This is a genomic window from Amycolatopsis sp. CA-211722, assembly GCF_056828465.1.
Map to the genome: position 1 here is coordinate 5,966,328 of NZ_CP184752.1, position 21,001 is coordinate 5,987,328.

The window sequence follows — 21,001 nt, forward strand, 5'->3', positions numbered from 1 at the left end:
AGCGACCTGGAGCGGCTTCCCCTTTGAATCCGGGCCCTCGTCATGTTGACTGGTGCCTTCCAAAGGTCGGGAATGGGAGGGTGTCCATGGCCGGTAGCGCTGCCGAACCGGTACGGGGAAGGCGCTACTTCGTCAGCATGGCCGTGAACCGGCACAAGGAGCTACCTCCTGACGAGCAGTTGACGAGGTCGTCGAGCGACGCCGAATGCTTCGCGGACCTCTTGGCGACATTCGGGTACGAACGCGCGCTTCGGGGGATGGGGAACTACTGGACCGCGGAGCACGTGCGTTCGTCGTTGAGCGGGTGGTCGAAGGACGCCTCGCTGGGCGCTGACGACGTGGTCGTGTTCTACTTCGCCGGTCACGGATTGGTCGCCGATCGCGACCGCCACTACCTCATGTGTTGGGACAGCAGTGACGACGATCCGGCGGCGACCGCCCTGGCCACCGAGGACCTGGTCCGGATCCTGATCCGGACCGGGCTGCGGAATCTGCTCGTAGTCCTAGACACCTGCTATGGCGGGACCGGCGCGGCCGACGGTGCCCAGCTGGTTCTCCGGACGATCTCCAGGCAGCTCAACAATGACGGTTCGGGTGGGGTCTGGTTGTTGTCGTCCGCGCGAGCCAAAGATGAAGCCGGCGACGGCAGCTTCATGGAGTCCTTGCTTCCCGCCCTGCACGAAGTTCGTGAGCGAACCGGGCAGCGGCAGCGTTTTCTGGATCTGATCGACGTCGTCGATTCGGTAAACCAACGGTTCCGGAAGCTCGGCTTGCGGCAACGGGCCGAACTCGCGGCCGGGATGGTCACCGGGCTCGCGCCCTTTCTCGACAACGTGGGGTTCCGCCACAACCTTCCCGCTGAGGACACCGACCTGGAGTTGCAGCGGCTGCTCGCCAAGCGGGACCTCCACGACCACTTCGGCCCCCGGGCGCGTGGCGTGGAGTTCGACTCCGAGCCGGGCCTGTATTTCCACGGTCGGCGACGGGTCCTCGAGCAACTCGTAGCCTGGCTCGTGGCTGACAGCCCGGACGGCAAGGGGCGGGTTGTCACCGGCACCCCCGGATGCGGGAAATCCGCCGTAGTAGGGCGGATCGTTGCCATGTCCGATCCCGCGTACCGACGAAGCTTGCTGTACGAAACGGATCCCGCCGGAACGCAGGTGCCGCCGGGAATAGTCCAGGCGGCGGTGCATTCGCGCCACAAGCTCCTCCCGGAGATCGTCCAGCAGATCGCCTCCGCGATCGGCGCAGAGGTGGACGGCCCTGGGCAGTTGCTGCGGGAGATCAGCCTCCGCGCGCGGGACGCCGGTCCGCTGGTGATCGTGGTGGACGCGCTGGACGAAGCCGGCTCCGGCACGGCCGCGGACGCGGGCGGAAAGGGCGAGCCGCGGAGGATCGCTCGCGAACTGCTGCGGCCGATGTCGGAGATACCGGGCGTGCGACTGCTCGTCGGTACGCGCGCGGAGCTCGTGAGTAGTCTAGGTGCCTCGTTCCAGGTGCTGAACCTGGACAACGAAGGCTATCTGGGCGAGGACGACATCGCCGAGTACGTGGCTAAGCTGCTTTTGGCGGATAATGAACCCGAGGTGACGACGCCTTACCGCGGACGCTTCGAGCTGGCTCGGAAGGTGGGCGACGCGGTGGCTGGCCGGGCGGCGGGCGTCTTCCTCGTGGCTCGTATGACGGCACGCGGTCTCCGCTCGGGTGACGACGTCATGGACGTCAGCCGGCCGAACTGGGAAGAAGATCTGCCGAGTGAGATCGGTGAGGCGTTCGAGGACTACTTGTCGAGGTTCGGTCCGGAGGAAGTCCGGGTCCGGGCACTGCTCACACCGCTGGCGTTCGCCGAAGGACAGGGGCTCCCGCGGGGGCTGCTGTGGACCGCCACTGCGGAGGCACTGTGGCGGCGGTCCTTCGGCGACGATGACATCGACTGGCTCCTGGACAAGGCCGCCGCGTACGTCGCGGAGGTGACCGACCAGGGCAGGTCGGTGTACCGGCTCTACCACCAGGCGTTGGCCGAACACCTTCGCGCGGTCTACCGAGCGGGAGTGGCAATCGCTCAAGACCGTGTCGTCAGTGCTCTGCTCGCCACCGTTTCCCGGAACGCCGACGGGCGGCCGGACTGGTTCTCCGCGCACCAGTACTTGCGCGCTCATCTGGCGACTCACGCCGCCGCGGCGGCTGGCAGGCTCGACGAACTCGTGCACGACCCCAGTTACCTGCTGGTTGCGGAGCAATTGGCCCTGCTGCGGGCGTTCCCCCAAGTCATCTCTTCGCCAGCGCAGCAAGCGAGGAACTCCTATGAGCAGGCGGCCCACCAGCTGGGCGGCACCTTGTCAGTCGGAGAATGCGCTGCCTACCTCCAGCTCTCGGCGCGCCGCTGCGGCGCGATCCAGTTGGCCGAGGGCATCGACCGGCTCGCGCTGCCGATGCCGTGGCGGACGCGCTGGGCGTGGTGGTCTCCTACTGGCGTGCACCGTCAGCTTGTCGGCCACGAGCGCGGCATCCGCGCACTGGCCGCCGGAGAGCTGGACGGGCGGCCGGTCGTGCTGACGGGCGGGGACGACGGCACCGCCCGGATCTGGGACCTCATCACCCAACGGTCCGTCGGGGAGCCGTTGCCGCACGGCAGCAGATCGGTCACGGCGTTGGCGGTCGGCGAGCTCGGCGAGTACTCGGTCGCGCTGACCGGCGGGGACGACGGCCGGCTCCGCATCTGGGACATCTCGTCCGGGCGGCCACTCGGCGAGCCGCTCCGCGGGCACACGAACGAGATCACTTCGGTGGTCTTCGGCGCCAGCGGGAACCGGACCATCGCCGTCAGCGCAAGCAAAGACGGAACTGCCCGGGTGTGGGACCTGGACACGGGTCGGCAGATCGGCGATCCGTTCGCGGAGCACAGCCGACCCGTCAACGCCGTCACTTGGACCGAGCTCGATGGGAAGCGGATCGCGCTCACCGCAGGCGACGACCGCCGGGTGAGGGTCTGGGACGTCGAAAGCCAGCGGCAACTCGGCGAGCCGCTGATCGGTCACCGGAGGGCCGTCACCGCCGTCGCCCTGACCATTCTGGACGGCCGCACGGCCGTGGTGACCGGCAGCGGTGATGGAACGATAGGCCTGTGGGACCTGGGCAGTCGCCAGCAGGTCGGGGAGCCGCTCATCGCGCATCCGCACATGGCGGTCAGATCACTGACCGCAGGTGTCCTGGACAGGATCCCGATTGCCATCAGCTGTGTCTACGATTCGTGCCGGGTCTGGAATCTCGCTTCGCGGCAGCAACTCGGACAACCACTCGCAGGGCACGACAATTACATCGACGCCGTCGTGCTCGGCGCCGTCGACCGCCGGCCCATCGCGATCACGGGCGGAGCGGACCGGACCGCTCGCATCTGGGACCTCACCGCGGATCAGCCGCTAATCGGCCACACCGGCGCGGTAGCCAGCCTGACCCTCGGCCGGGTGAACGGACGCAACCTCGCCTTGACCGGAGGTGAGGACACCGCCGCCGTGGTCTGGAACCTCGACTCCGGCGGACGGCAGGACGGGCCACCTCTGTCGGGGCACCGGGCCACCGTGGGCGCCGTGGCGCTGGGGGAGAGCGCCGGTATACCGGTCGCCGCCACCGGTGACGAAGACGCCATCGTCCGGATCTGGGACCTCCGGACGAGGCGGGCGGTCGGGCCACCGCTCGTCGGGCACACGGGTCCGGTTCGGGCGATCCTCCTGGCCCGGGTGGGTGGCGAGCCGGTGCTCGCGACAGGGAGTGAGGACGGCACGGTCCGGCTGTGGGATCCCCGGAACGGCACACTGCTGTGCGAGCCCCTTTCGGGACACAACGCGAACGTCGACCTGCTCGCGTTCACGGAGGTGGACGGCCGCGCCGCCGTGATCGCGGCGACCATCGAAGGCCATGCGACGGTGTGGGACCTCGCCGAACGCAGGAAGATCTCGATCGTGCAGCCGACCGTTGAGCGGTGGGGCGTGATCGCTGTCGGCTCTCTCGACGCCAAGGCGATCGCATTGTTCGCGGGAAATGACAACAGCCTGATGCTGTGGGACCTCGGTGCCGGTCAGAAGGTCGGCCAGGAGATGATCGGGCACACGAATCGGATCGGCCACGCGGCGTTCGCCGAGCGAGACGGCAAGCCGATCGCCGTCACCGGCAGCTCCGAGGCCGAGATCCGAGTCTGGGACCTGCACGAATGTCGTCAGCTGGGACCCCCGCTTCCCGGTGACAGTTTCCGGCTGAGAGCTGTCGGTGCCGCTTCGCTCGACACGGACACCGTCGTCATCTCCTGTGGCTTGGAGCAAGTTCGGCTCTGGTCGCTGGGCAGCTTCCGCCAGATAGGCGATGCGCTGCATGGCGCGGACAACGACACATTCGCCTTGACGGTCGGGACGGTGGACGGCCGGACGGCCTTGTTCTCAGTCGGGGATGACGGCACTTTGCGGATCCGGGATGTCCGCTCCGGTGCGGTGATCGATCCGGTGTTCAGCGGACATGACCGCTACGTCGGTGGCGTAGGGTTCATCGACTCCGACGGTCCGGTCGCGGTCACCGCGGGCATGGTGGACGGGACGGCCAGGATCTGGGATCTGGCGGAGCGCCGGGAAAGAGGCAAGTGGTCACGACACCAGCCTCCGAGAGTGGTCTTCGACGAGTCGAGGATCCTGGCCACGGCGAGACGTGACGGGCGGGCCGTCGTCGCTACCGCGGCTGGCGCCGATCTGCAGGTATGGGACCTGCACTCGCATTCGCTCCTGGCCGAACTGACCGGTCACACCGGACGGATCAACTCGGTGGTCGCGGCCGATCTTGCAGGCCTCCCGATCTTGCTGACCGCGAGCTTGGACTCGACAGCGCGATTGTGGAATCTGGACACACTCGAACCACTCGGGCCGCCACTCGCCGGGCATGAAGGCTCCGTGCATGCCGCGGTGCTCGGCGTCCGAGGTGACCAGGCTCTCGTGTTCACAGGCGATCACGACGGCGTCATCCGAGCGTGGAATCCCGCCGACGCTCGGGAAGTCAGCACGAAGGTGCCGCGAATGGACAAGTGGGTAAGCTGTCTCGCGGCCACGGAGATGCATGGTCATTCCGTCCTCGTCGTCGGTGGAGGCGACGGGACTCTCCGCGTCTGGAGCCAGGCCAGCGAACAGACAGTCGCCAATGTGCAGCTCAACGTGACCCCAACCGACGTCGTGGTGCTTCCGGAAGGAGGCATCTGCGTGTCGACGAGCATGGGCATCGTCGCCATGCACCTCAGTGACTGGGTCAGGGAGGCCGGCGCATGAGCAAGGTGCTTCTGGTCCATGGCATCGCCCAGCAGTACCGAGGCCCCGGGTCGCTGCGAGCCGCCTGCGCTCCCGCGCTCTGCGACGGAGTCGCGCTCGCCGGCGGACGGCTGGAAGTCGCCGACGTGGCAGTCGCCTTCTACGGCGATCTATTCCGGCCCGCAGGGTCCCGTGGCCTCGGCATCCCGGACTACGACGTGACCGATCTGGACGACCCGCTCGAGCGGGACCTTCTGCGTGCTTGGTGGCACGAAGCTGCGCGAACGGAGCGAGGAGTGGAGAATTCATCCTCGGGCACGCGAGGGCGCACGCCTCAATGGGCGCAACGGGCCCTTCACTCCCTCAGCGGATCGGTGTTCTTCGGCGGATTGGCCAAACGTGCATTGATCGGAAACCTCAAGCAGACCCACGCCTATTTCGCGGACGCGGGAATCCGGGAGCGGATCCAGCGTCGGGTCCTCGCCGCGATGACGGCCGAGACTCGGGTCATTGTGGGCCACTCTTTGGGTTCCGTCGTCGCGTACGAGGCGCTGTGTGCGATGCCGGACCAAGGGGTGAGCACGTTCGTGACGCTCGGCTCGCCGCTCGGCGTGCCCAACCTGATCTTCGACCGGCTCCTTCCTCGCCCAACGGAGGGCCGTGGCCGCTGGCCAGCTGGAATCCGCTGCTGGACGAATATTGCGGACGACGGCGATATCGTGGCTTTAACCAAGACCCTGGCTCCGTTATTCGGGCCGGAGGTCCGGGACGTCCTGGTCCACAACGGTGCCAAGGCCCACGATATCCGTCCTTATCTGACTGCCGAACAAACCGGTCTCGCCGTGCTCCAGGGACTCGCCGGCGATGGCCCATAGCGCAACATGGACCCCGGCGTTCGGGTTCGTGCGCCGCGCTGCTCCCCACCGCGCCTCGCGTCGTGCTCGCTCTGTGAGCCGGCGCGGCGTTGTGAATCTCGTTCGCGATCCGTACGTGGCGGCCCGTCTGGATGGGGCACGCAGTCGACGAACCGAGGACCTGATCGGTGCCAGCGAACGTGTACGACGTCGTCCAACCCGACAGTTGGCCGAGCCCGTGTCGCGGACCGTTAAGTTCGGCTGGTGGCCGTCGGTCCACGTAGCCGTGCACGAAGCACCGGCCGGGCAGTCGACGGGCCGGGTTGTCATGATCCGTTGATGGGCGACGATGGCGCGCTTGGCGGGTCGTCAGCCTGGTAACTCTCGCGAGTGCATCCAGCGCCGACGCGTGCACCGGGCGTCTGACAGAGCTGGCGGCATGTCTGGATCGTCGGCAACCAGCTGGTTAAGAGTCGGCACCTGGGCGTGTCGGACGTTGTCGAGTAATGCCGGACAAGACCTTTTCGTCTGGTCGCGAGGCATCCGCTGTGTCGGGATGTGTCGCCTGGTGTCGGACTGTTTCAGACCTCTCGGGCGCGTCTCGGGCTCGCGGATACCGGGTTCTGTCGCTTGGTCCAACCGCCTTTGGAGGGCTGCTCTGCCGGGTGGTGTGGGATGGAGGTCAGGATCGGCGCGATCCGCTTGTGTCAGTCGCGAGCAAGATGGTGGGGCCACGGTCGAGCCGACGTTCCTCTTCGGGTTCGGCAATGTGTTCGCACTCGCTCTGTGCCTTGGGGGTCCGGTGCGGTTGCGCCCGGAGCGGACCTGACGGTGGATAAGGACCTCGACTCAACGATCAAACCCAGTAAGGGACGCGGGCGCGGTAGTTCCGCATCGCGACCAGCGCGAGTGTCCAGCCGATGACGGTGACGGCACCGACGACGATCCAGTTCTCTGCTGTGAAGGCTTGCCCGAGCAGCGGGGCGCGTACTACCTGGATGAAGTGATACAGGGGGTTCGCGTTGATGTAGGGCAGTGCCCACGACACGTTCGCCCTGGCGCCGCCCGCCATCAGCTGGTCCACTGGCCACACGATCGGCGTGGCGTAGAACAGCAGCTGGATCAGCGAGTTGATCACCTGTGGGAGGTCTCGGAATCTGGTCGAGACGATCCCCAGCAGCAGGGTCACCCAGCCGGCGTTCACCGCGAGGAGCAGGAATCCCGGTATGGCCAGCAGCGTAGGCCAGCCGAGTCCGGGATGACAGAACGCGTCATGGCAGGCGTCGAACGACGGGGTGACCGGGCCCTTCGTCAGGGAGTATGGGCCGTCCAGCGCGGTGAAGAAGAGGGCGAGAACGACGACGTAGACGATCATGTTGTGCGCGAGCAGGAGCGTCTGCCGCCACACCGTGCGCAGCATGTACACACTCAGCGGCGCCGGGAGTTGCTTGATCATCCCCTCATTCGCGATGAAGGTCTCCATGCCTTCGGAGAGACAACCGCTGATGAAGCCCACAGGATGAAACCGGTGCTGATGTAGGGCAGGAAGACCTCGACCGGGGTGGCGAACAGTTGCGAGTACAGCAGTCCGAGTCCGAGTGCGATAACCGCTTGGCTGATGGTGATCCAGAAGGGCCCGATCACCGAGCGACGGTACCGCTGTTTGATGTCCTGCCAGCCGAGATGGCCCCACAGCTCACGGGAGCGGAACCCGGTACCGAGGTCCGCGAAGGCACGCGCGAACGCCTTGCTGTCCGAGACTGCCGATAGAACAGGGGTGCTTTGAGCGGTACTTGTGTCGTCCACGCTGCAAGCGTACAAGCAGTGATCTTCGGCCGCGGGCGGCTCAGGCGAAGGAACGGATTCCGGATACTCGCTGGATACCGCATCGAATTTCGCAGTCTGGCAAGTGTACCTGCTCGGAATCAAGCAATGGAATCAGAAATATGCCTCCGAATCCAGGTGGGAGGATCGGTAAGTCGATCACCCCGTTCGGCCCTGGTGGTCGAACAACAGTATGGCTAGGTTGATTTGAGGGGATGATCAATGTGAAGAGTCTGGGGCTCTGGGGATTTGGATATCAGTTGCTAGATCTTGCGAGTCTATTTTGGGAACCTCTCCTATCTCCGCGATCGAAGAAGTAGATGCGAATTTGTAGTTACGTATCGGGAGGGATTACGTGCTCAAGAAGGCTATTGCGGTCTTGCTGCTTGGGTTCTCGGCCAGCATGGTTGTAGCGCCCGGCGTTACGCGCTGATGCTGAGGCGGTGCTGAGGAGGCAACTAGCGGCCAACCCGAATTTTGCCGCCGCCACGAGTCCGAACAGAACACGGGGCCGGCGCGGAAGTCGTGGTCGTAATGCCTCGGTGTCGCCTGTGTCGTTGAGCGGCGAGCAGCGGCGGATGATCGACGCGGTGCGGTCAGGGCAGGATGTGATCGTCGATGCGACCGTGGGATCGGGCAAGACCACGGCGATTCAGGCGCTGTGCACTGAAGTGGGTCGGGAACGGCGGGTGCTGTATCTGACCTACAGCAAGCTGTTGAAGGCTGATGCGCAACGCCGGGTGAAACACGCGAAAGTGCAGAACTACCACGGCATCGTATATCCCTCCCTGCTCAAGGCGGGCATCAAATGCGGTGTTGATGAATCCATTCGACGGTTCAACGCAGCCTTTACCAGCCTCTCGGCCCAGTTCCCCAGATTCGACCTGCTCGTGGTCGATGAGTACCAGGACATCAACGAGGAATACGCGCAGCTGCTGCGCAACATCAAGTCACTGAACCCGTCCATGCAGACCGTGCTTGTCGGTGACCTGGCGCAGAAGGTGCACTCGAATACGACGCTGGACGTCCAGCGGTTCACCAGGGAAATCACCCGGCAGGCCGAGTTGATGCCGTTCACGCGGTCTTTCCGGGCAGGCCGGGAACTTGGCACGTTGCTCAGCGAGGCGTGGAACAAACCGGTGGTGGGCGTCAACCCCGGGCAGACGATCAGGTACGTCTCCTACGACGAGGCACTCGACCTAATGAAGGCGAAGAACCCCGGTGAGCTTCTCTGCCTGGGCAGACGCAACGGCCAGATGGCCGAGGCGCTGAATCACCTGGAACGCGATCATGGTGAGGTCTTCAACAAGGAAACCGTCTACGCTTCCATCCGCGACGGCGACACCTCGGTGACCTACAACGACGACACCGCGGTGTTCACAACGTTCGACTCCAGCAAGGGGCTGGAGCGACCGGCGAGCGTGGTGTTCGACTACGACGAGGACATGTGGGACATGCGCTGCAGCTTCCCGAACGTGGACACAACGGTGATGCGCAACGTGTTCCTGGTCGCGGCCTCCCGCGGAAAGCACGAAGTCGTCTTCGTGCGATCAAAACATGCTCAGCGGCAACCCAAAAGCATCGGCTTCATCCCCGTGCAGCGGTTCACGAAACTGCTGGCCGCCGAACAACCCAAATATGACAAACCGATGATGGCATCGGACTGCTTCGACTTCACCTACGCGGAGAACCTCCAGGCCTGCGTCGACCTCCTCGACAGGCGACGACTCGACGACGGCACGGGCGAGGAGATCAACATCGACCGCGTCGACGGGCTGATCGACCTCTCTCCCGTGGTGGGGCACTACCAAGAAGCTGTGTTCTTCGACAGGCACAACCCCACGCTCGAGGTGATACTGAACCCCAAACCGATCGCGAAGCAGCTGCGCGGCAAACTGACCGACGACCCTTGGCACAACTCACTGGTGCTGACCGCCGTCGACACAGACCAGATGCGCTACGCGGAACAGGTCACCCGGAAAGTCAGCGGCGAGGTTCGCGACGCACTGACCAGACGACTGGCGACACAGCTTCCCCGCGACTGCGCGGCACAGGTACCCATGGACCTCTCAGGCACGGCTGCGACATCGTCGGCGGCGACACCGATCACGTTCGTAGGTGTCGCCGACGCCGTGCACGACGACAAGGTCTTCGAGCTCAAGTTCGTCTCCGAACTCGATCGCGCCATGTTCCTCCAGCTAGCGCTCTACCTCGTCATGAGCGGCCACCAAACGGGTGTGCTGTGGAACACGCGCACAGACGAACGCTGGGAAGTGCAAGTCCCAGACCGCGAGAGGTTCATGCACGCCGTCGTCCTGTGCGTCACCAAACAGCACTACCGGGCGTTCCAGACACCGCCGCCACAACCGGAACAGAGCGGCCGACTCCGCAGGATCGCGGTCGGCTTGCTCGGCCGCTCACGACGGGACGGACCACCCTTCGGCTGAAACCCAACGTTCGATAGCGCTTGGCTGTGCGCGCAGTCGGTATCGCCTGCGCGTCGGGAGTGGCGAGGTGGACTGGGATCTCTGCGGTACGTCGCCGGAGATGGCGGGCCCGGCGCACAAAGGGGGAGGGGTGCGCCGGGTCCAAGGACACCATGCCACACGTCGAACAGATGTTCAGCTCGGCGGCCCGAGGGTAGCCGACCGGGCGGAGGTGCGCCGAGGCGAGTTCGATGAAGGATCTTGGCATCGCGAAGCTGCATGCGAGCAGGTCGGCGCGAAGTTAGACCTCAGTGGAAGGGCGCGTCGATCTGCTGATGATCGCTGCAGAGTGACCGGAACAACGAGACACGGATCCGCGATTTCGACTACGCTGGCCGCTCGGCCGGTTACGCTCGTGTAGTGATCGCGGGAGTAGCGGTCGGGCCGTGGGGGCGGCTGCTAGAAGATGTCGGGCGACGGGGAGGGCGAGCCGGCGTGTCGTTGAATGTGGCCAAGCTGCGGCAGCAGGCTGGTGAGCTTGATGCTGAGCTGGAGCAGGCCCGGTTTACCGGGAGATCGGCTGACGGTATCGCGTCGGCGGTGGTGACTGGTCAGGGCAAGCTGGTGGATCTGACGATCGCGGATCATGTGATCCGGAGTACGCATCCGCAGCGGCTGGGGCCCGCGGTGCTGGAAGCGGTGTCGGCGGCTCGGCGTGAGGCCGCGCAGGTCGGCGTCGTCAAGATGCGCGCGGTGGTGGACAAGGACCAGGAATGGGTTCCCGAACCGGGCCGCGGATCGGTGACCGGGCATCGGGACGATTCTGTTCCGCCGCCTGCGCCCAGAGCTGGAACGGCAGCCGAGCCGCGCGCAGTGCGCCGGGATACCGATGAGGTCGAGGAGGAGAGTTTCGATCAGCTCGACTTCCTGGACGCTGATCTCGAGGATGAGGGGCGGGATCGCTGGTGAGCTACGAGGACGAGCTGTATCACCTGGCGCGGGAGATCGACGCGACGGTGGCCGTGGTCGAGCAGGCCTCGGTGGCTGCGGCGCGGGATCGTGTCACGTGGGCGTTGCCCGGTGAGCTGGGGTCGGTGACGGTGACCGGGGCCGGTGAATTGGTCGACGTGCAGGTGGACGTGGCCGCGATGAAGGCCTACAGCGCGGCGAGCCTGTCTCGTCAGCTGCTGTTGGGGATCCAGCGGGCCGAGGAGACCGCGGCCCAGCGCTATGACGCGGCGATCGCGGCCGTCCGGGATGAGGAGCGGCTGGTATGAGTGTTCCGGATCCGTTCGACCCTGGGGCCGGTCAGGGGTATCACGTCTATCCGGAGAAGCTGCGGGCCGCGGCCGACGCGATCGCGGACGCGGCGGGGCTGCTGCAGGACTTCGCGGTGGTGGACTTGGCGGATGTCGCGCTCGGCCCATACGACCTTGGCTTGCCGGGAACGGTCACGAACATCATGCCGGGGCTCAACGGGATGGGGACGGTGGACCGGTACAACGCGGCCATCGACGCGATTCAGCGGATCACGGCCGAGAATTCAACTCAGCTCGCCGTGCTGAGCGCGGCGTTGGGCAAGGCCGCGAACCATTACGAGCAGCTCGATCAGGAAACGTATGAGCGGATGAAAATGCTGGAGGGTGAGATCAAGTGACCACCCCCGACCCGGGCCAGGCCGCCGCGGAACTCGCCACCATGAGCTATCCGGAGGCCGCGGACCAGAAGATCCGGGACTACGCGAACCTGATCGGCGCGAACGGGATCATCGGACTGCTCGACAAGCTTCGCGTGTTCGTCGCCGGCGACCTGAAGAAGACGTTGAGACTGGCAGAGGTGTTTGCCAGGGAGAGTGCGCTGAAGGAAGCGGCTGAAGTCGTCAATGACGCCAAGCTTTCGCTGGCGGCCGCCTGGCATGGGGATGCCTACGATCAGTTCTCGATGTACTCGGGGATGGTCGTCGATGGTCTGAACAAGGGCCAGGTCTCCATCGCGAGCCTGACCAAAACGATGAGCACGGTCGCGACAACGGTGATCGCGACCTATAAGAACCTGTTAGTCGCGCTCGGCAACTGTGCGTCCAATCTGTCGGCGCTGGCCGGTAAGTTCGGAATCCTGCTCGCGTCGACAGCTCTTCCGCCGCTGGCGGTTCTCGCGGTCAAGGATTTCGTGGACGCGGTCAACTCGGCGTTCGAGAAGTTCTGGCGTGACTGCATCGCGCTCATCTCCGGCATGATCACCTCTGTCGAGGCGCTGATCGGGAGCGGTTTCGAGCTGACGGTCATCGAAACGAACTTCCCCAAGATCCCGGATGTCGGCACGAGTGTCGAGGTGGTCGGGGAGCCCCGTCGCTGGCGGATCAAACCGGGGGCCGATCCTTCGTGACACGACGTCTGGCCCGCGGGCTCGCCACACTGATGGCCGGCGGCATGGTGGTGCTGGCCGGCTGTGGAACGAGCCCGCCACCTTCGCCCTCCGAACCGTCGGTGTCGGTCCCGCCGATCCCGGCGCCCTTGAACGGCGCCAAGTTCATCGCCGATCCGTGCTCGGCGATCACGGTGGAGCAGCTGGAGAGCATCGGCTTCGGTGAGGGCAGGCATGAGCAGACCCGGGAAGGCCAATGCCTGATCGTGCTTGGTCCGTCGGTCGACGTGACGACATCGTGGTTTCCGCCGGTGCGGGAGAGCATCCGCACGCTGTACAGCGATCGTGCGCTTGGCCGCGATACCGGCAACCACTGGGAAGAGGTCACGATCAATGGCTACCCGGCCGTGATCGTGGAAATCAAAGAGAACATCCCGAGCAGGCGGGACCAGGGGCCGCTGGCGTGCAGGCTGGCTCTCGGTGTCGACGACAACACGCTGGTACACATCAAAGCCAACACGTGGGGGAAACCGGAAGCCGGCCCATGGCAAGCCGATCCCTGCGGCGCGGTCAAGAAGATCGCCGAGTTCGTCATCGACAACCTCCGCAGCTAAGCACAGCGGACTAGTTCAGAGAAGTGTTCACCCGCACCGTCAGACACGTGCGGCCTGCCGACCGGACGCACCGCAGTTGTGGAGGACGAGGTACCGCGCGGCGGTCACCGAACGTCCGCTTCTGCCGATGACCGGACGCTTCTGGCTTTGCGCATCGTCGGGCATGTCTGGGGTAACACCCTGGCCACGAGAAGCGACTGGCTGAGGTATCGGTGGCAAGGGAGTCGCGTTGGCCGGCCAGGTTGTGCCGATGCACTTCGGTGACGCCGGAGTGCTGGTGTCGACGATGCCGTTGGCGGGAACGAACCGACGTCGACACTCGGCAACGCCAGCATGAAAGCCTTGGACGTGCTCGAGCGCGCACAGGACGCGATCGGGGGCGCGGCGATATCGCAGCTCAAGCTTTCCGGGAGGAACGGTGGCACGGTGGAAGCGATGGACACTCGCCGTCCTCCTCGGTACGGCTGTGTTCGCCGCGGCGTGGTGGTTTTGCGACGCCGCTCTGGACAAGTCCAGCGGCGACGCGATCGGCATCGCTGCAGTCCCCAGCGCACTGGCTGCGATGGTGGCAGGGTGGTGGGCCGGGTTGTCGAGCCCAGAGGTCCGCGACCGGGTGGCCCGCGGCCTCTGGGTCCGGCAGATCGCGGCCGCAAGCCGCGCCGAGCTCGACCGGGTGTTTGCGGAGGTGCCGCGACTGCCGCTCGTGCTGCGCAGCCGGCCGGACGTAGCCAGTTTTCGCAAGACCGGGGTTGCCGCGAAGGAGTTCGCCGACGTCGGCGCGGCGTTCGACGGCGCCGGCCGGGCCATGCTGCTTCTCGGCGCCGGCGGCGGGGGCAAGAGCACTCTGCTCAACGAGCTGTGCGAGCGTTTGTGCGTGGCCGAGCAAGGTCGGGACGAGCCGGTGGTCCCCGTCGTGGTCACCCCAGGCGCATGGACGGGCGGCAGGCTTGAGACCTGGCTGCCCGGGGCAGTGGCCGACGCCTACCCCGGAGTGCCCCCGGCAGTCGCGCGCAAGTGGGTGTCGGCTCGCGCCATTGTGCTCTTGGTCGACGCGCTTGAGGACGCGGGCGGGCGAAAGGCCGATTTCCTCGCGGCGCTGGACAGGTTTCTGGATGCGGGCGCGTGTCCCGTGGTAGTCGCGTGCCGCGAACAGGACTTCGAAGGGCTCGATGCGCCCGCGGCGATCGGGCTCGCGGTGCAGGTGTGCAAGCCGAGTCGCGACGAGGCCGTGGCCTACCTGAAAGCGCTTGGCAGCGCCGCAGCCGACTCTGTCGTCGCGGTGTCGGAGAAAGACTCGCAGTGGTGGTCGATGGTGCGCGAGCCACTGATGTTGGGTGCGATCGCGACCCTGGCTGCGATCGCACCCACGAGGCCTCTGCGGCTTGTGAGCCGGCACAAGGATCGGCGCAGGCAGGTCCTGGGGCTCTACGTCGATGCCCTGATCGCCCGAGGTGGCCGTCCGCCGGGTGCGACGGGCGGCGACGACGCACGCCGGTGGCTGGCTTGGCTAGCGGCGTGGATGTCCATGCGCGGTGCGCGGGAGTTTTACGTCGACCGCATCGCCGCCTCGTGGTTGCCCGCTGTGCTGGAACCTGGAGACAACGCGAACCTGATCAGCCGTACTGGCCGGACGATGATCGCCACGGCGGTCGCTGTCCTGGTTGGGGGCGTGGTCGTTACTGCCGATGCCGCCGCCTTGCGCAGCCTGCCCCAACTGGTCTTTCACTCGTTCGTGATCTTGTTCGCGACCTCTTACACCCTCCGGATGAATCACCTGGTCCCAGGCGAGCCGATCAGGCTTACGTGGCGGGTGCGGGGTCGCTGGCCAGTCGGGTTAGGGATCACCGGGATTCTGATCTTCGCGGGCACCATGGTGCTGGCGGCCGCGCTTGGCAGATCGCCAGTGTCCGTGCCGGTGGTCGTGACCACGGGGGCGGTCTTTGTGTATGCCGCTCCGGTCGTGCTCGCCTTGACTGTGCGGTCGGTGGCGGAGTCCAACCGGGCCAGGACCGCGCCCGGGGTCCGTCTGCGGCGCTCGCTGATGAATGCCTGGCGGGCGGCGCTGCTTATCGGGTTGCCGGTTACGGCGGTCCGGTTTGCTCTCTCGTTGCCGGCCGGGTTGGAGTACGCCGTGGTGTTCTGCTTGCCGCTGGCCGTTCTGAACATCGGCAGCACCTGGCTCGTCTTCGGTGGGATGCCAGTCCTTCAGTACCGTTTGCTGTTCCGAGAGATCGCTCGGCAGGAACGTGGGCCCCGGCGGTACGTCGAGTTTCTGCGGTGGGCCGCCGAGAACCGGCTGCTGCATCCGGCGGGCAGCGCGCTGCGCTTCCCACACCGCGAGATTCAGCGCCACCTGCAGCTGACCTGGCGCGGGTGACCTCGGAGTCGCGGGACGGGATAGGTGTGAGCAGGTGTCGGCCTGTTCAGGAGCGCGCATGGCGGGGGACGATCGGGTCCGCGTGGTCATCGGAGCGGAGGCCCTGCGGCGGTGGACATCGATCGAAGTGAGCGCGACACGCGCCCGAGCCGCGCCAAGGGCGATCGATCAAAAGCGAACGTCCTGTCATGCCGCGATGAGGACGCTTGGGCAGGCGGGTGGACAGCCCATGCTGCCCGGCCACAGCGGCGGCGGCGGTGCCCACGAGGGGCAACTCCGTCCTTGTTGGCGTTCCATCACGCTCAGGTGGTCGTCGGACACGCGATCATTCTCTTCACATGTCCGTCAACACGCTCCCAGCCTGTTCGCAACCGCAGTCCTGATAGCCTCTGTTCACTTTGAATGGGGGAGATCAGCGGAAGATGTCAAACGTGGAGTGCCTCGGCTATCTGAGAGCCGGTCGAATCGCAGTGTTTGTCGCAGTGTCGGCTGGACTATGGCTAGTTGGGTGTTCGTCGGACAAGTCTGGTTCGGCGCCGCAAGGCAAAGTCGCCGAGAGTGTGACCCCGTCATCCGCTGACCCAGCAGCCAAGACGGCCACTCCGGACGCTTTGTGTGAACTTCTCACACCGGCTGAGCTGTCGATGCTTACCGGAGAGGTGTCGGATCCGAAGCCTTTGGCTGTCGGCGGATTGCCCGCGTGTCACTGGGAGACGCCTGCCGGGGATCGCGTCCAGGTAATCGGTGCGTCAGCCGGAACGTGGGCAATGCAGTTGCCCGCGGCAATAGAGCAGGTGAAGAAGTCGGGACTGCTCGACGACCCGGAGACGGCTCGAAAACTGGAAGCGGCTCGCGACCTGATCGCCTCAGGCAACGAGATCGCGCCGGATCGTGCCTGTGAGCTGTTCTCAATGCTGCTGGAGGTTCAAGGGCAACCGGCCGGCAGCTTCAGCACCGTGAATCTGATTCCCACTCGGGAGAACCCCAAAGCCATCAACGGACAAGCCTGCAGCGGAGGGAAATTTACGTCCGTTCAGCTCGTCGCGCCGAACCTGAGCGGCTCCGACGATGAGGTCTCGAGACTGTCGAGCGCGCTGACCAGTGCACACGAACGCAACCGCGGCTAAGTGCCATCCAGCCGCAGGTGGGTGCAACATGGCGGCGCGTTTCCACCTTATCGAGAATCGCCATGACCAGAGCCACCACCGGTTGGGCATCGTGCATCCCGGCCCTCCACCGGACGAACTGTCTGCCATCCAGGAACTCACACCCTGACGACACCGCTCGACCGCCACATCCCGTTCGCTCATGCCGCTGAGCGGGCCCGTTCGTTGAGCGTCCTCTTCTGCCGAAGAGCGGGCGTGTCGGCTCTCAGTCGGAGTTGGGCCAGACCAGCACCCCAGGGCCGTCCGGAGTGAGTACTGGTACCCATGCCTCGTCTACCTCACGCATTCGGCTGTCGTCGAGCCGAAGATCGTGCGGCTCCTCGGTGTGTCCGTTGCATGCCCAGTACGAGATGCCGACGACGATCCGGCCCAGCCGGTCCCGCTCATCGTCCGGCCACGAGTAGTTCCAGGTGCCTGCGCCACGGAAGTCCTTCTCGAACAGGTCACGAAGCGCGTCCAAGGCATCGGCGCCGGCAACGGGGACGAGGAAACCTTCGAGCTGCCCCTGCCGACAGGCCGTTCCCCCGTACTGCTGCTGGTAGAAGACCCCCGTCTGAGCCTCCACGATCACATACAGCCATCCGGTGGCCGTCCCGTCAGGCTGAGCAATGGTGGCGGAAAGGCGCCGAAGGCGGACATCCGGCATCGATGTACGGCGTCGGCGTGCTACTGGACCGGCGAGGCGAGTATGAAGAAGCTGAAAGGTTCTGGCTCAAGGCGGCCAGTGCTGGCAGCACGGCTGCGGTAAAATCGTTGCGGGCACGCCGTGAGTCCGATGGCGTCGACGAGCCGTCTATGGACGACCTGGCTGACTCGAGGTATATCCGGATTGAGCAACACCCTTTGCCGTGAGCGGCGTCTCGTGGCCATTGCAATGAGTTCTCAAGGAGGCAGGTCCGACAGCCGATGCGCGTCGGGCAGCATCCACGAAAGTTGTGCAAGCAACTCGCAGCGCCGCCACCTCGGTGGCAAACCGTTCGCAATGCTCGGGATCGGTGGGTTCCCCGAGTCGTAGCACGGCCGCCTCGACTCGGCCGGCAGGTTCGAACCTCAACAACCACAGGTTGGCTCCCTCTCGCAAGCCAGTAACTGCGGCCACTCGGACGCCGCCTCCCACCGTGTCTGTCACCCAGCGCAGGGCCTTCTCGGACTGCTCTGGCACCGCAATCACACCCCCGTGTCGTGTTGGGACACCGTGGCACCACGAGCCCCGCTGACGAGGTCGAGTTGTTGCGGCCCATTCCCGAGCGCTCGCAGCCCATGGTGGCCGGGTGCGGCCATCATGGCGCCGTTGCTGGCGGCGTCCAACGCGGCGACAACAGCGGTGGGAACTGTCCAGCCGCGAGGGCCGGGCAGCGTGGCCCTCGGTCGCGCGCGTGGTTGGCCAGGCGGGACGGCGCCGGCCATGGGTGGGCCCCGTTTCGAGTAGCGGCGGGTCAGTATTTCCACGTTGTGCCGGTGCCGCGGTATTGCTCGACAGGAATGGGGTTGACTCCGGCTCGCATGTGGTCGGTGTAGAGGGTGCCGTGCAGATGGTCGATCTCGTGGGCGACGAGGCGGGCGACGCCGCGTTCGAACATGGTGATTTTCGTCTGGCCGTCGATGGTGGTGTGTTCGACGTGGACGATGTGCGCGCGTGGGACCTGCCCGCGGACGTCGAAGAAGGACAGGCAGCCTTCGTATTGGTCGTCGATGTCTCCGCCTGCTTCGATGATGGTGGGGTTGAACAGGGTGATCGCTTCACCGTCGGGTGTGCGGACGATGGCGGCGGCGCGGTCGATGCCGATCTGTGGTGCTGCGATGCCCATGCCTTTGCCGAAGGTGTGGGCTTGGGCGACGCGTTCGCAGGCGGAGTTCAGCGCGGTCACGACGCGGCGGGCGTCCTCGGCTTCGGCCGGGAGGTCGAAGCGGCGGGCGATGCGGCGGAGTGCGGGGTCGGTGTCTTGCACGATGCCGAGGGATGCCATGACCTCGCTCGGTTTCGGCGGTGGGCCGTCGGTCTGTGTGGCGTGGCCGCGGAAGTCCCATTCGAGGCGGTAGCGGGCGTGCAGTGGCGGGTCTTCGCAGGACCAGGAGAAGACGTGCCGGTCGCCGGTGTCGTCGCGGCCGATCGCGGTGGCGAAGGGCATGGCTTGCGCGGTCATGGAAGTGTGCAGGCCCCAGACCGAAGCGGCGAGGTCGGCGGGGAAGTCCAGGCAGACCGACAGGGTGCGGGTGGGTAGCCGGACGGCGCGTTGGAACCAGTTTCCCCAGTGTTCTTCGCTGACGGTGTACTCGTATTCGATCCAGCAGGATTCGCCGGGATACAGGGGGAAGTGCCCGTGCTGCCCGGCGAAGAGCAGCCACACTTCCTTGAACGCGTCCCGGTCGTGGTGGGCGGTCCAAGCCATCGGGTTCGCGCGGCCGCGGCCGTGCCAGGCGTGCAGGTCGATCTCGTCCCAGGTCAAGGGGTTCTCGGAGTAGAGCTGGTTGGACCGTTCGGGGTCACCGGGGAAGCGGTCGACGGAGATGCGGATCAGGTAACGGGTGATCGGCTCGGTGCCGTGGTTGACCAGGTGGCGACGCTGGGTGAGCCGGTAGACGCCGTCGTCGTAGCGGAGGGTGGCGTCGTCGTGGTCGACCACCAGGCTCCCGGTTCCGGCCGGGGTCTCGGTCAGGGGCGGGAGAGGGGGGCGCGTCCGTGCGGGGCGATGGGCTTCGTAGTCGCGGAAGGCGGCGTGCAGGGCGCCGCCGGCGCGGAGTGCGGCCTCGGCGTGTCCGGCGAACGCTTCCGAGGGCCGTTCGGTGCCGGAGAGCACCTTGGAAACGTAGGAGCGGTCGTAGCCCATGGCCTTGGCCAGGGCGGTGCGGGAGAACCCGCGGACGTCGCGCCAGCGTTCGAGTTCGACGGCGAAGACGTTCATCTCGGCATCCGGGGTGCCGCCGCTGGTCGTGCCCGTCGTCATCGTCGCCTCCGCCATCTGGGGACCGTGAGTGTGCGTGAACGCACCGTGAGTCGTCGCTCAGCCTAGAGGCACACCCGACCTCCGCGGTGTCCTTCCCGCAGTGACACGACGGAACGGGGATGCGATGACGGGCAGCGGGAAGCGCGAGAGGGTGGTGATCCGCGTGTACGCCGGAGACGGCCGGCGTCACGCCTACCTCGCGATCGATCTGGCGCAGGAGGGCTACTTCCAGGTCCATCCGGTGTGCAACCTGGTGTTCGGGTACCGGCTCGCGCACCTGGCTGAGCTGATCGGCTCGGTGAGTTTCCGCGATCTCGGTAATCGTTTCGAGGTCTGCGACGCGTGCGCGCAGTGGTTGCGTGACCAGCCGCACGAGGTGCTGGTGGACAACGAGATCGTCGCGATGCACGGGACGCTGGACCTATCGGTACGGCCGTTTTCAGGGCGTGACCGCCTGACATCGGGCCTGGGCGTCATCGCCGCCGCGTGACTCGAACGAGCTCGGATCGAAGGAGGCCCGCCCGGCATGGGAACCCACGTCACGCCGCTGCCGCTCCCCGGCGCATGGAAGATCGAGAACCCGCGCCATGAGGATGGACGGGGGAGTTTGCGGGAGTGCTACCGGGCCGACGTCGTGAACGCTGCCACCGGCGGTACGTGGCGGCCGCGGCAGGCCAACGTGTCGGTCTCGGGCAGGGGAGTGCTGCGCGGGATCAGCGTCGTCACCGGGACGCCCGGGCAGGCCAAGTACGTCACCTGCGTTCGCGGTGCGGTGCTGGACATCGTGGTTGACGTGCGCGTCGGTTCCCCGACGTTCGGGCACTGGCATATGGAGCAGCTGGACGACGACCATGACGTCTCGCTGTATCTGGGCGAGGGCTTGGGCCACGCGTTCCTGTCCCTCGTCGAGAACTCGACGGTGATGTACCTGCTGTCCCAGCCGCACGATCCGGCCCGAGAGGTCCGTGTCCAGGCGCTCGACCCGGACCTCGGTATCACCTGGCCACCTGAGGTACCCCTGAACCAGTCGGCCAAGGATCGCAGCGCGCCCCGGCTGGCCGACGCCGAACGGGCCGGGATTCTCCCTGCATACACGCAGTGACGAACCGGAATTCAGTTCAGCACAACGATTGCTCCATCGACCACGTCGAG

Annotated in this window: 14 protein-coding genes and 2 pseudogenes; 13 read left to right on the forward strand and 3 right to left on the reverse strand. The window is 66.0% G+C overall.

Going from position 1 to position 21,001, the window contains the following annotated elements:
- The first annotated feature begins 86 nt into the window (after positions 1-86).
- The gene (locus tag ACOCEP_RS28235; protein WP_482332078.1) at positions 87-5,300 is read left to right on the forward strand and encodes a caspase family protein; all 5,214 of its coding nucleotides are present in this window, start codon (positions 87-89) and stop codon (positions 5,298-5,300) included.
- The gene (locus ACOCEP_RS28240; protein WP_482332079.1) at positions 5,297-6,154 is read left to right on the forward strand and encodes a hypothetical protein; all 858 of its coding nucleotides are present in this window, start codon (positions 5,297-5,299) and stop codon (positions 6,152-6,154) included. Before ACOCEP_RS28235 ends, ACOCEP_RS28240 begins: the two co-directional genes overlap by 4 nt.
- 835 nt (positions 6,155-6,989) lie before the next feature.
- On the opposite strand, the pseudogene wzm reads toward ACOCEP_RS28240, so the two are convergent.
- A pseudogene (gene wzm, locus ACOCEP_RS28245) lies at positions 6,990-7,939 on the reverse strand (galactan export ABC transporter permease subunit Wzm/RfbD).
- 569 nt (positions 7,940-8,508) lie between these two features.
- Between wzm and ACOCEP_RS28250 the strand changes: the two are divergent.
- The 9 genes and pseudogenes from ACOCEP_RS28250 to ACOCEP_RS28290 all read left to right on the forward strand — a co-directional run bounded on the left by ACOCEP_RS28250 (position 8,509) and on the right by ACOCEP_RS28290 (position 16,865).
- Positions 8,509-10,404 carry a DEAD/DEAH box helicase family protein gene (locus ACOCEP_RS28250; RefSeq protein WP_482332080.1) on the forward strand — a complete coding sequence of 632 codons (1,896 nt, stop codon included), beginning with the start codon at positions 8,509-8,511 and terminating at the stop codon, positions 10,402-10,404.
- Between the two features lie 474 nt (positions 10,405-10,878).
- Positions 10,879-11,352 (forward strand): YbaB/EbfC family nucleoid-associated protein, encoded by a 474-nt coding sequence (locus ACOCEP_RS28255; RefSeq protein ID WP_482332081.1) that lies wholly within the window; start codon positions 10,879-10,881, stop codon positions 11,350-11,352.
- Entirely contained in the window at positions 11,349-11,660 is a 312-nt protein-coding gene (locus ACOCEP_RS28260) for a hypothetical protein (protein ID WP_125734562.1), read from the forward strand. The genes ACOCEP_RS28255 and ACOCEP_RS28260 overlap by 4 nt, the downstream gene beginning before the upstream one ends.
- Entirely contained in the window at positions 11,657-12,040 is a 384-nt protein-coding gene (locus ACOCEP_RS28265; RefSeq protein ID WP_482332083.1) for a hypothetical protein, read from the forward strand. Before ACOCEP_RS28260 ends, ACOCEP_RS28265 begins: the two co-directional genes overlap by 4 nt.
- Positions 12,037-12,768, forward strand: coding sequence for a hypothetical protein (locus tag ACOCEP_RS28270; RefSeq protein ID WP_482332084.1), 732 nt, complete (start codon positions 12,037-12,039; stop codon positions 12,766-12,768). The genes ACOCEP_RS28265 and ACOCEP_RS28270 overlap by 4 nt, the downstream gene beginning before the upstream one ends.
- Positions 12,765-13,361: a DUF3558 domain-containing protein gene (locus tag ACOCEP_RS28275; RefSeq protein ID WP_482332085.1), complete on the forward strand. Its 597-nt coding sequence runs from the start codon at positions 12,765-12,767 to the stop codon at positions 13,359-13,361. The genes ACOCEP_RS28270 and ACOCEP_RS28275 overlap by 4 nt, the downstream gene beginning before the upstream one ends.
- Before the next feature lie 418 nt (positions 13,362-13,779).
- Positions 13,780-15,738 (forward strand): hypothetical protein, encoded by a 1,959-nt coding sequence (locus tag ACOCEP_RS28280; protein ID WP_482332086.1) that lies wholly within the window; start codon positions 13,780-13,782, stop codon positions 15,736-15,738.
- A gap of 422 nt (positions 15,739-16,160) precedes the next feature.
- Positions 16,161-16,469, forward strand: a pseudogene (locus tag ACOCEP_RS28285) (DUF3558 family protein); the annotation flags it as partial.
- Between the two features lie 36 nt (positions 16,470-16,505).
- The gene (locus tag ACOCEP_RS28290; protein ID WP_482339837.1) at positions 16,506-16,865 is read left to right on the forward strand and encodes a hypothetical protein; all 360 of its coding nucleotides are present in this window, start codon (positions 16,506-16,508) and stop codon (positions 16,863-16,865) included.
- Between the two features lie 244 nt (positions 16,866-17,109).
- On the opposite strand, the gene ACOCEP_RS28295 is transcribed toward ACOCEP_RS28290, so the two are convergent.
- Positions 17,110-17,469 (reverse strand): DUF6210 family protein, encoded by a 360-nt coding sequence (locus ACOCEP_RS28295; RefSeq protein WP_482332087.1) that lies wholly within the window; start codon positions 17,467-17,469, stop codon positions 17,110-17,112.
- A gap of 871 nt (positions 17,470-18,340) precedes the next feature.
- Entirely contained in the window at positions 18,341-19,864 is a 1,524-nt protein-coding gene (locus ACOCEP_RS28300; protein ID WP_482332088.1) for a peptide deformylase, read from the reverse strand.
- Positions 19,865-19,973: 109 nt separating this feature from the next.
- Between ACOCEP_RS28300 and ACOCEP_RS28305 the strand changes: the two genes are divergently transcribed.
- Together ACOCEP_RS28305 and ACOCEP_RS28310 are read left to right on the forward strand one after the other, a co-directional pair.
- Positions 19,974-20,339 carry a hypothetical protein gene (locus ACOCEP_RS28305; RefSeq protein ID WP_482332089.1) on the forward strand — a complete coding sequence of 122 codons (366 nt, stop codon included), beginning with the start codon at positions 19,974-19,976 and terminating at the stop codon, positions 20,337-20,339.
- A 36-nt stretch (positions 20,340-20,375) separates the two neighbouring features.
- Positions 20,376-20,951 (forward strand): dTDP-4-dehydrorhamnose 3,5-epimerase family protein, encoded by a 576-nt coding sequence (locus ACOCEP_RS28310; protein ID WP_482332091.1) that lies wholly within the window; start codon positions 20,376-20,378, stop codon positions 20,949-20,951.
- The last annotated feature ends 50 nt before the right edge of the window (positions 20,952-21,001 follow it).

Excerpts from the sequence above, each read along its gene's own strand:
- ACOCEP_RS28235 (WP_482332078.1), top strand. The coding sequence starts at position 87 with ATGGCCGGTAGCGCTGCCGAACCGGTACGGGGAAGGCGCTACTTCGTC.
- ACOCEP_RS28240 (WP_482332079.1), top strand. The coding sequence starts at position 5,297 with ATGAGCAAGGTGCTTCTGGTCCATGGCATCGCCCAGCAGTACCGAGGC.
- ACOCEP_RS28265 (WP_482332083.1), top strand. The coding sequence starts at position 11,657 with ATGAGTGTTCCGGATCCGTTCGACCCTGGGGCCGGTCAGGGGTATCAC.
- ACOCEP_RS28290 (WP_482339837.1), top strand. The coding sequence starts at position 16,506 with ATGCAGTTGCCCGCGGCAATAGAGCAGGTGAAGAAGTCGGGACTGCTC.
- ACOCEP_RS28300 (WP_482332088.1), bottom strand. The coding sequence starts at position 19,864 with ATGGCGGAGGCGACGATGACGACGGGCACGACCAGCGGCGGCACCCCG.
- ACOCEP_RS28305 (WP_482332089.1), top strand. The coding sequence starts at position 19,974 with ATGACGGGCAGCGGGAAGCGCGAGAGGGTGGTGATCCGCGTGTACGCC.
- ACOCEP_RS28310 (WP_482332091.1), top strand. The coding sequence starts at position 20,376 with ATGGGAACCCACGTCACGCCGCTGCCGCTCCCCGGCGCATGGAAGATC.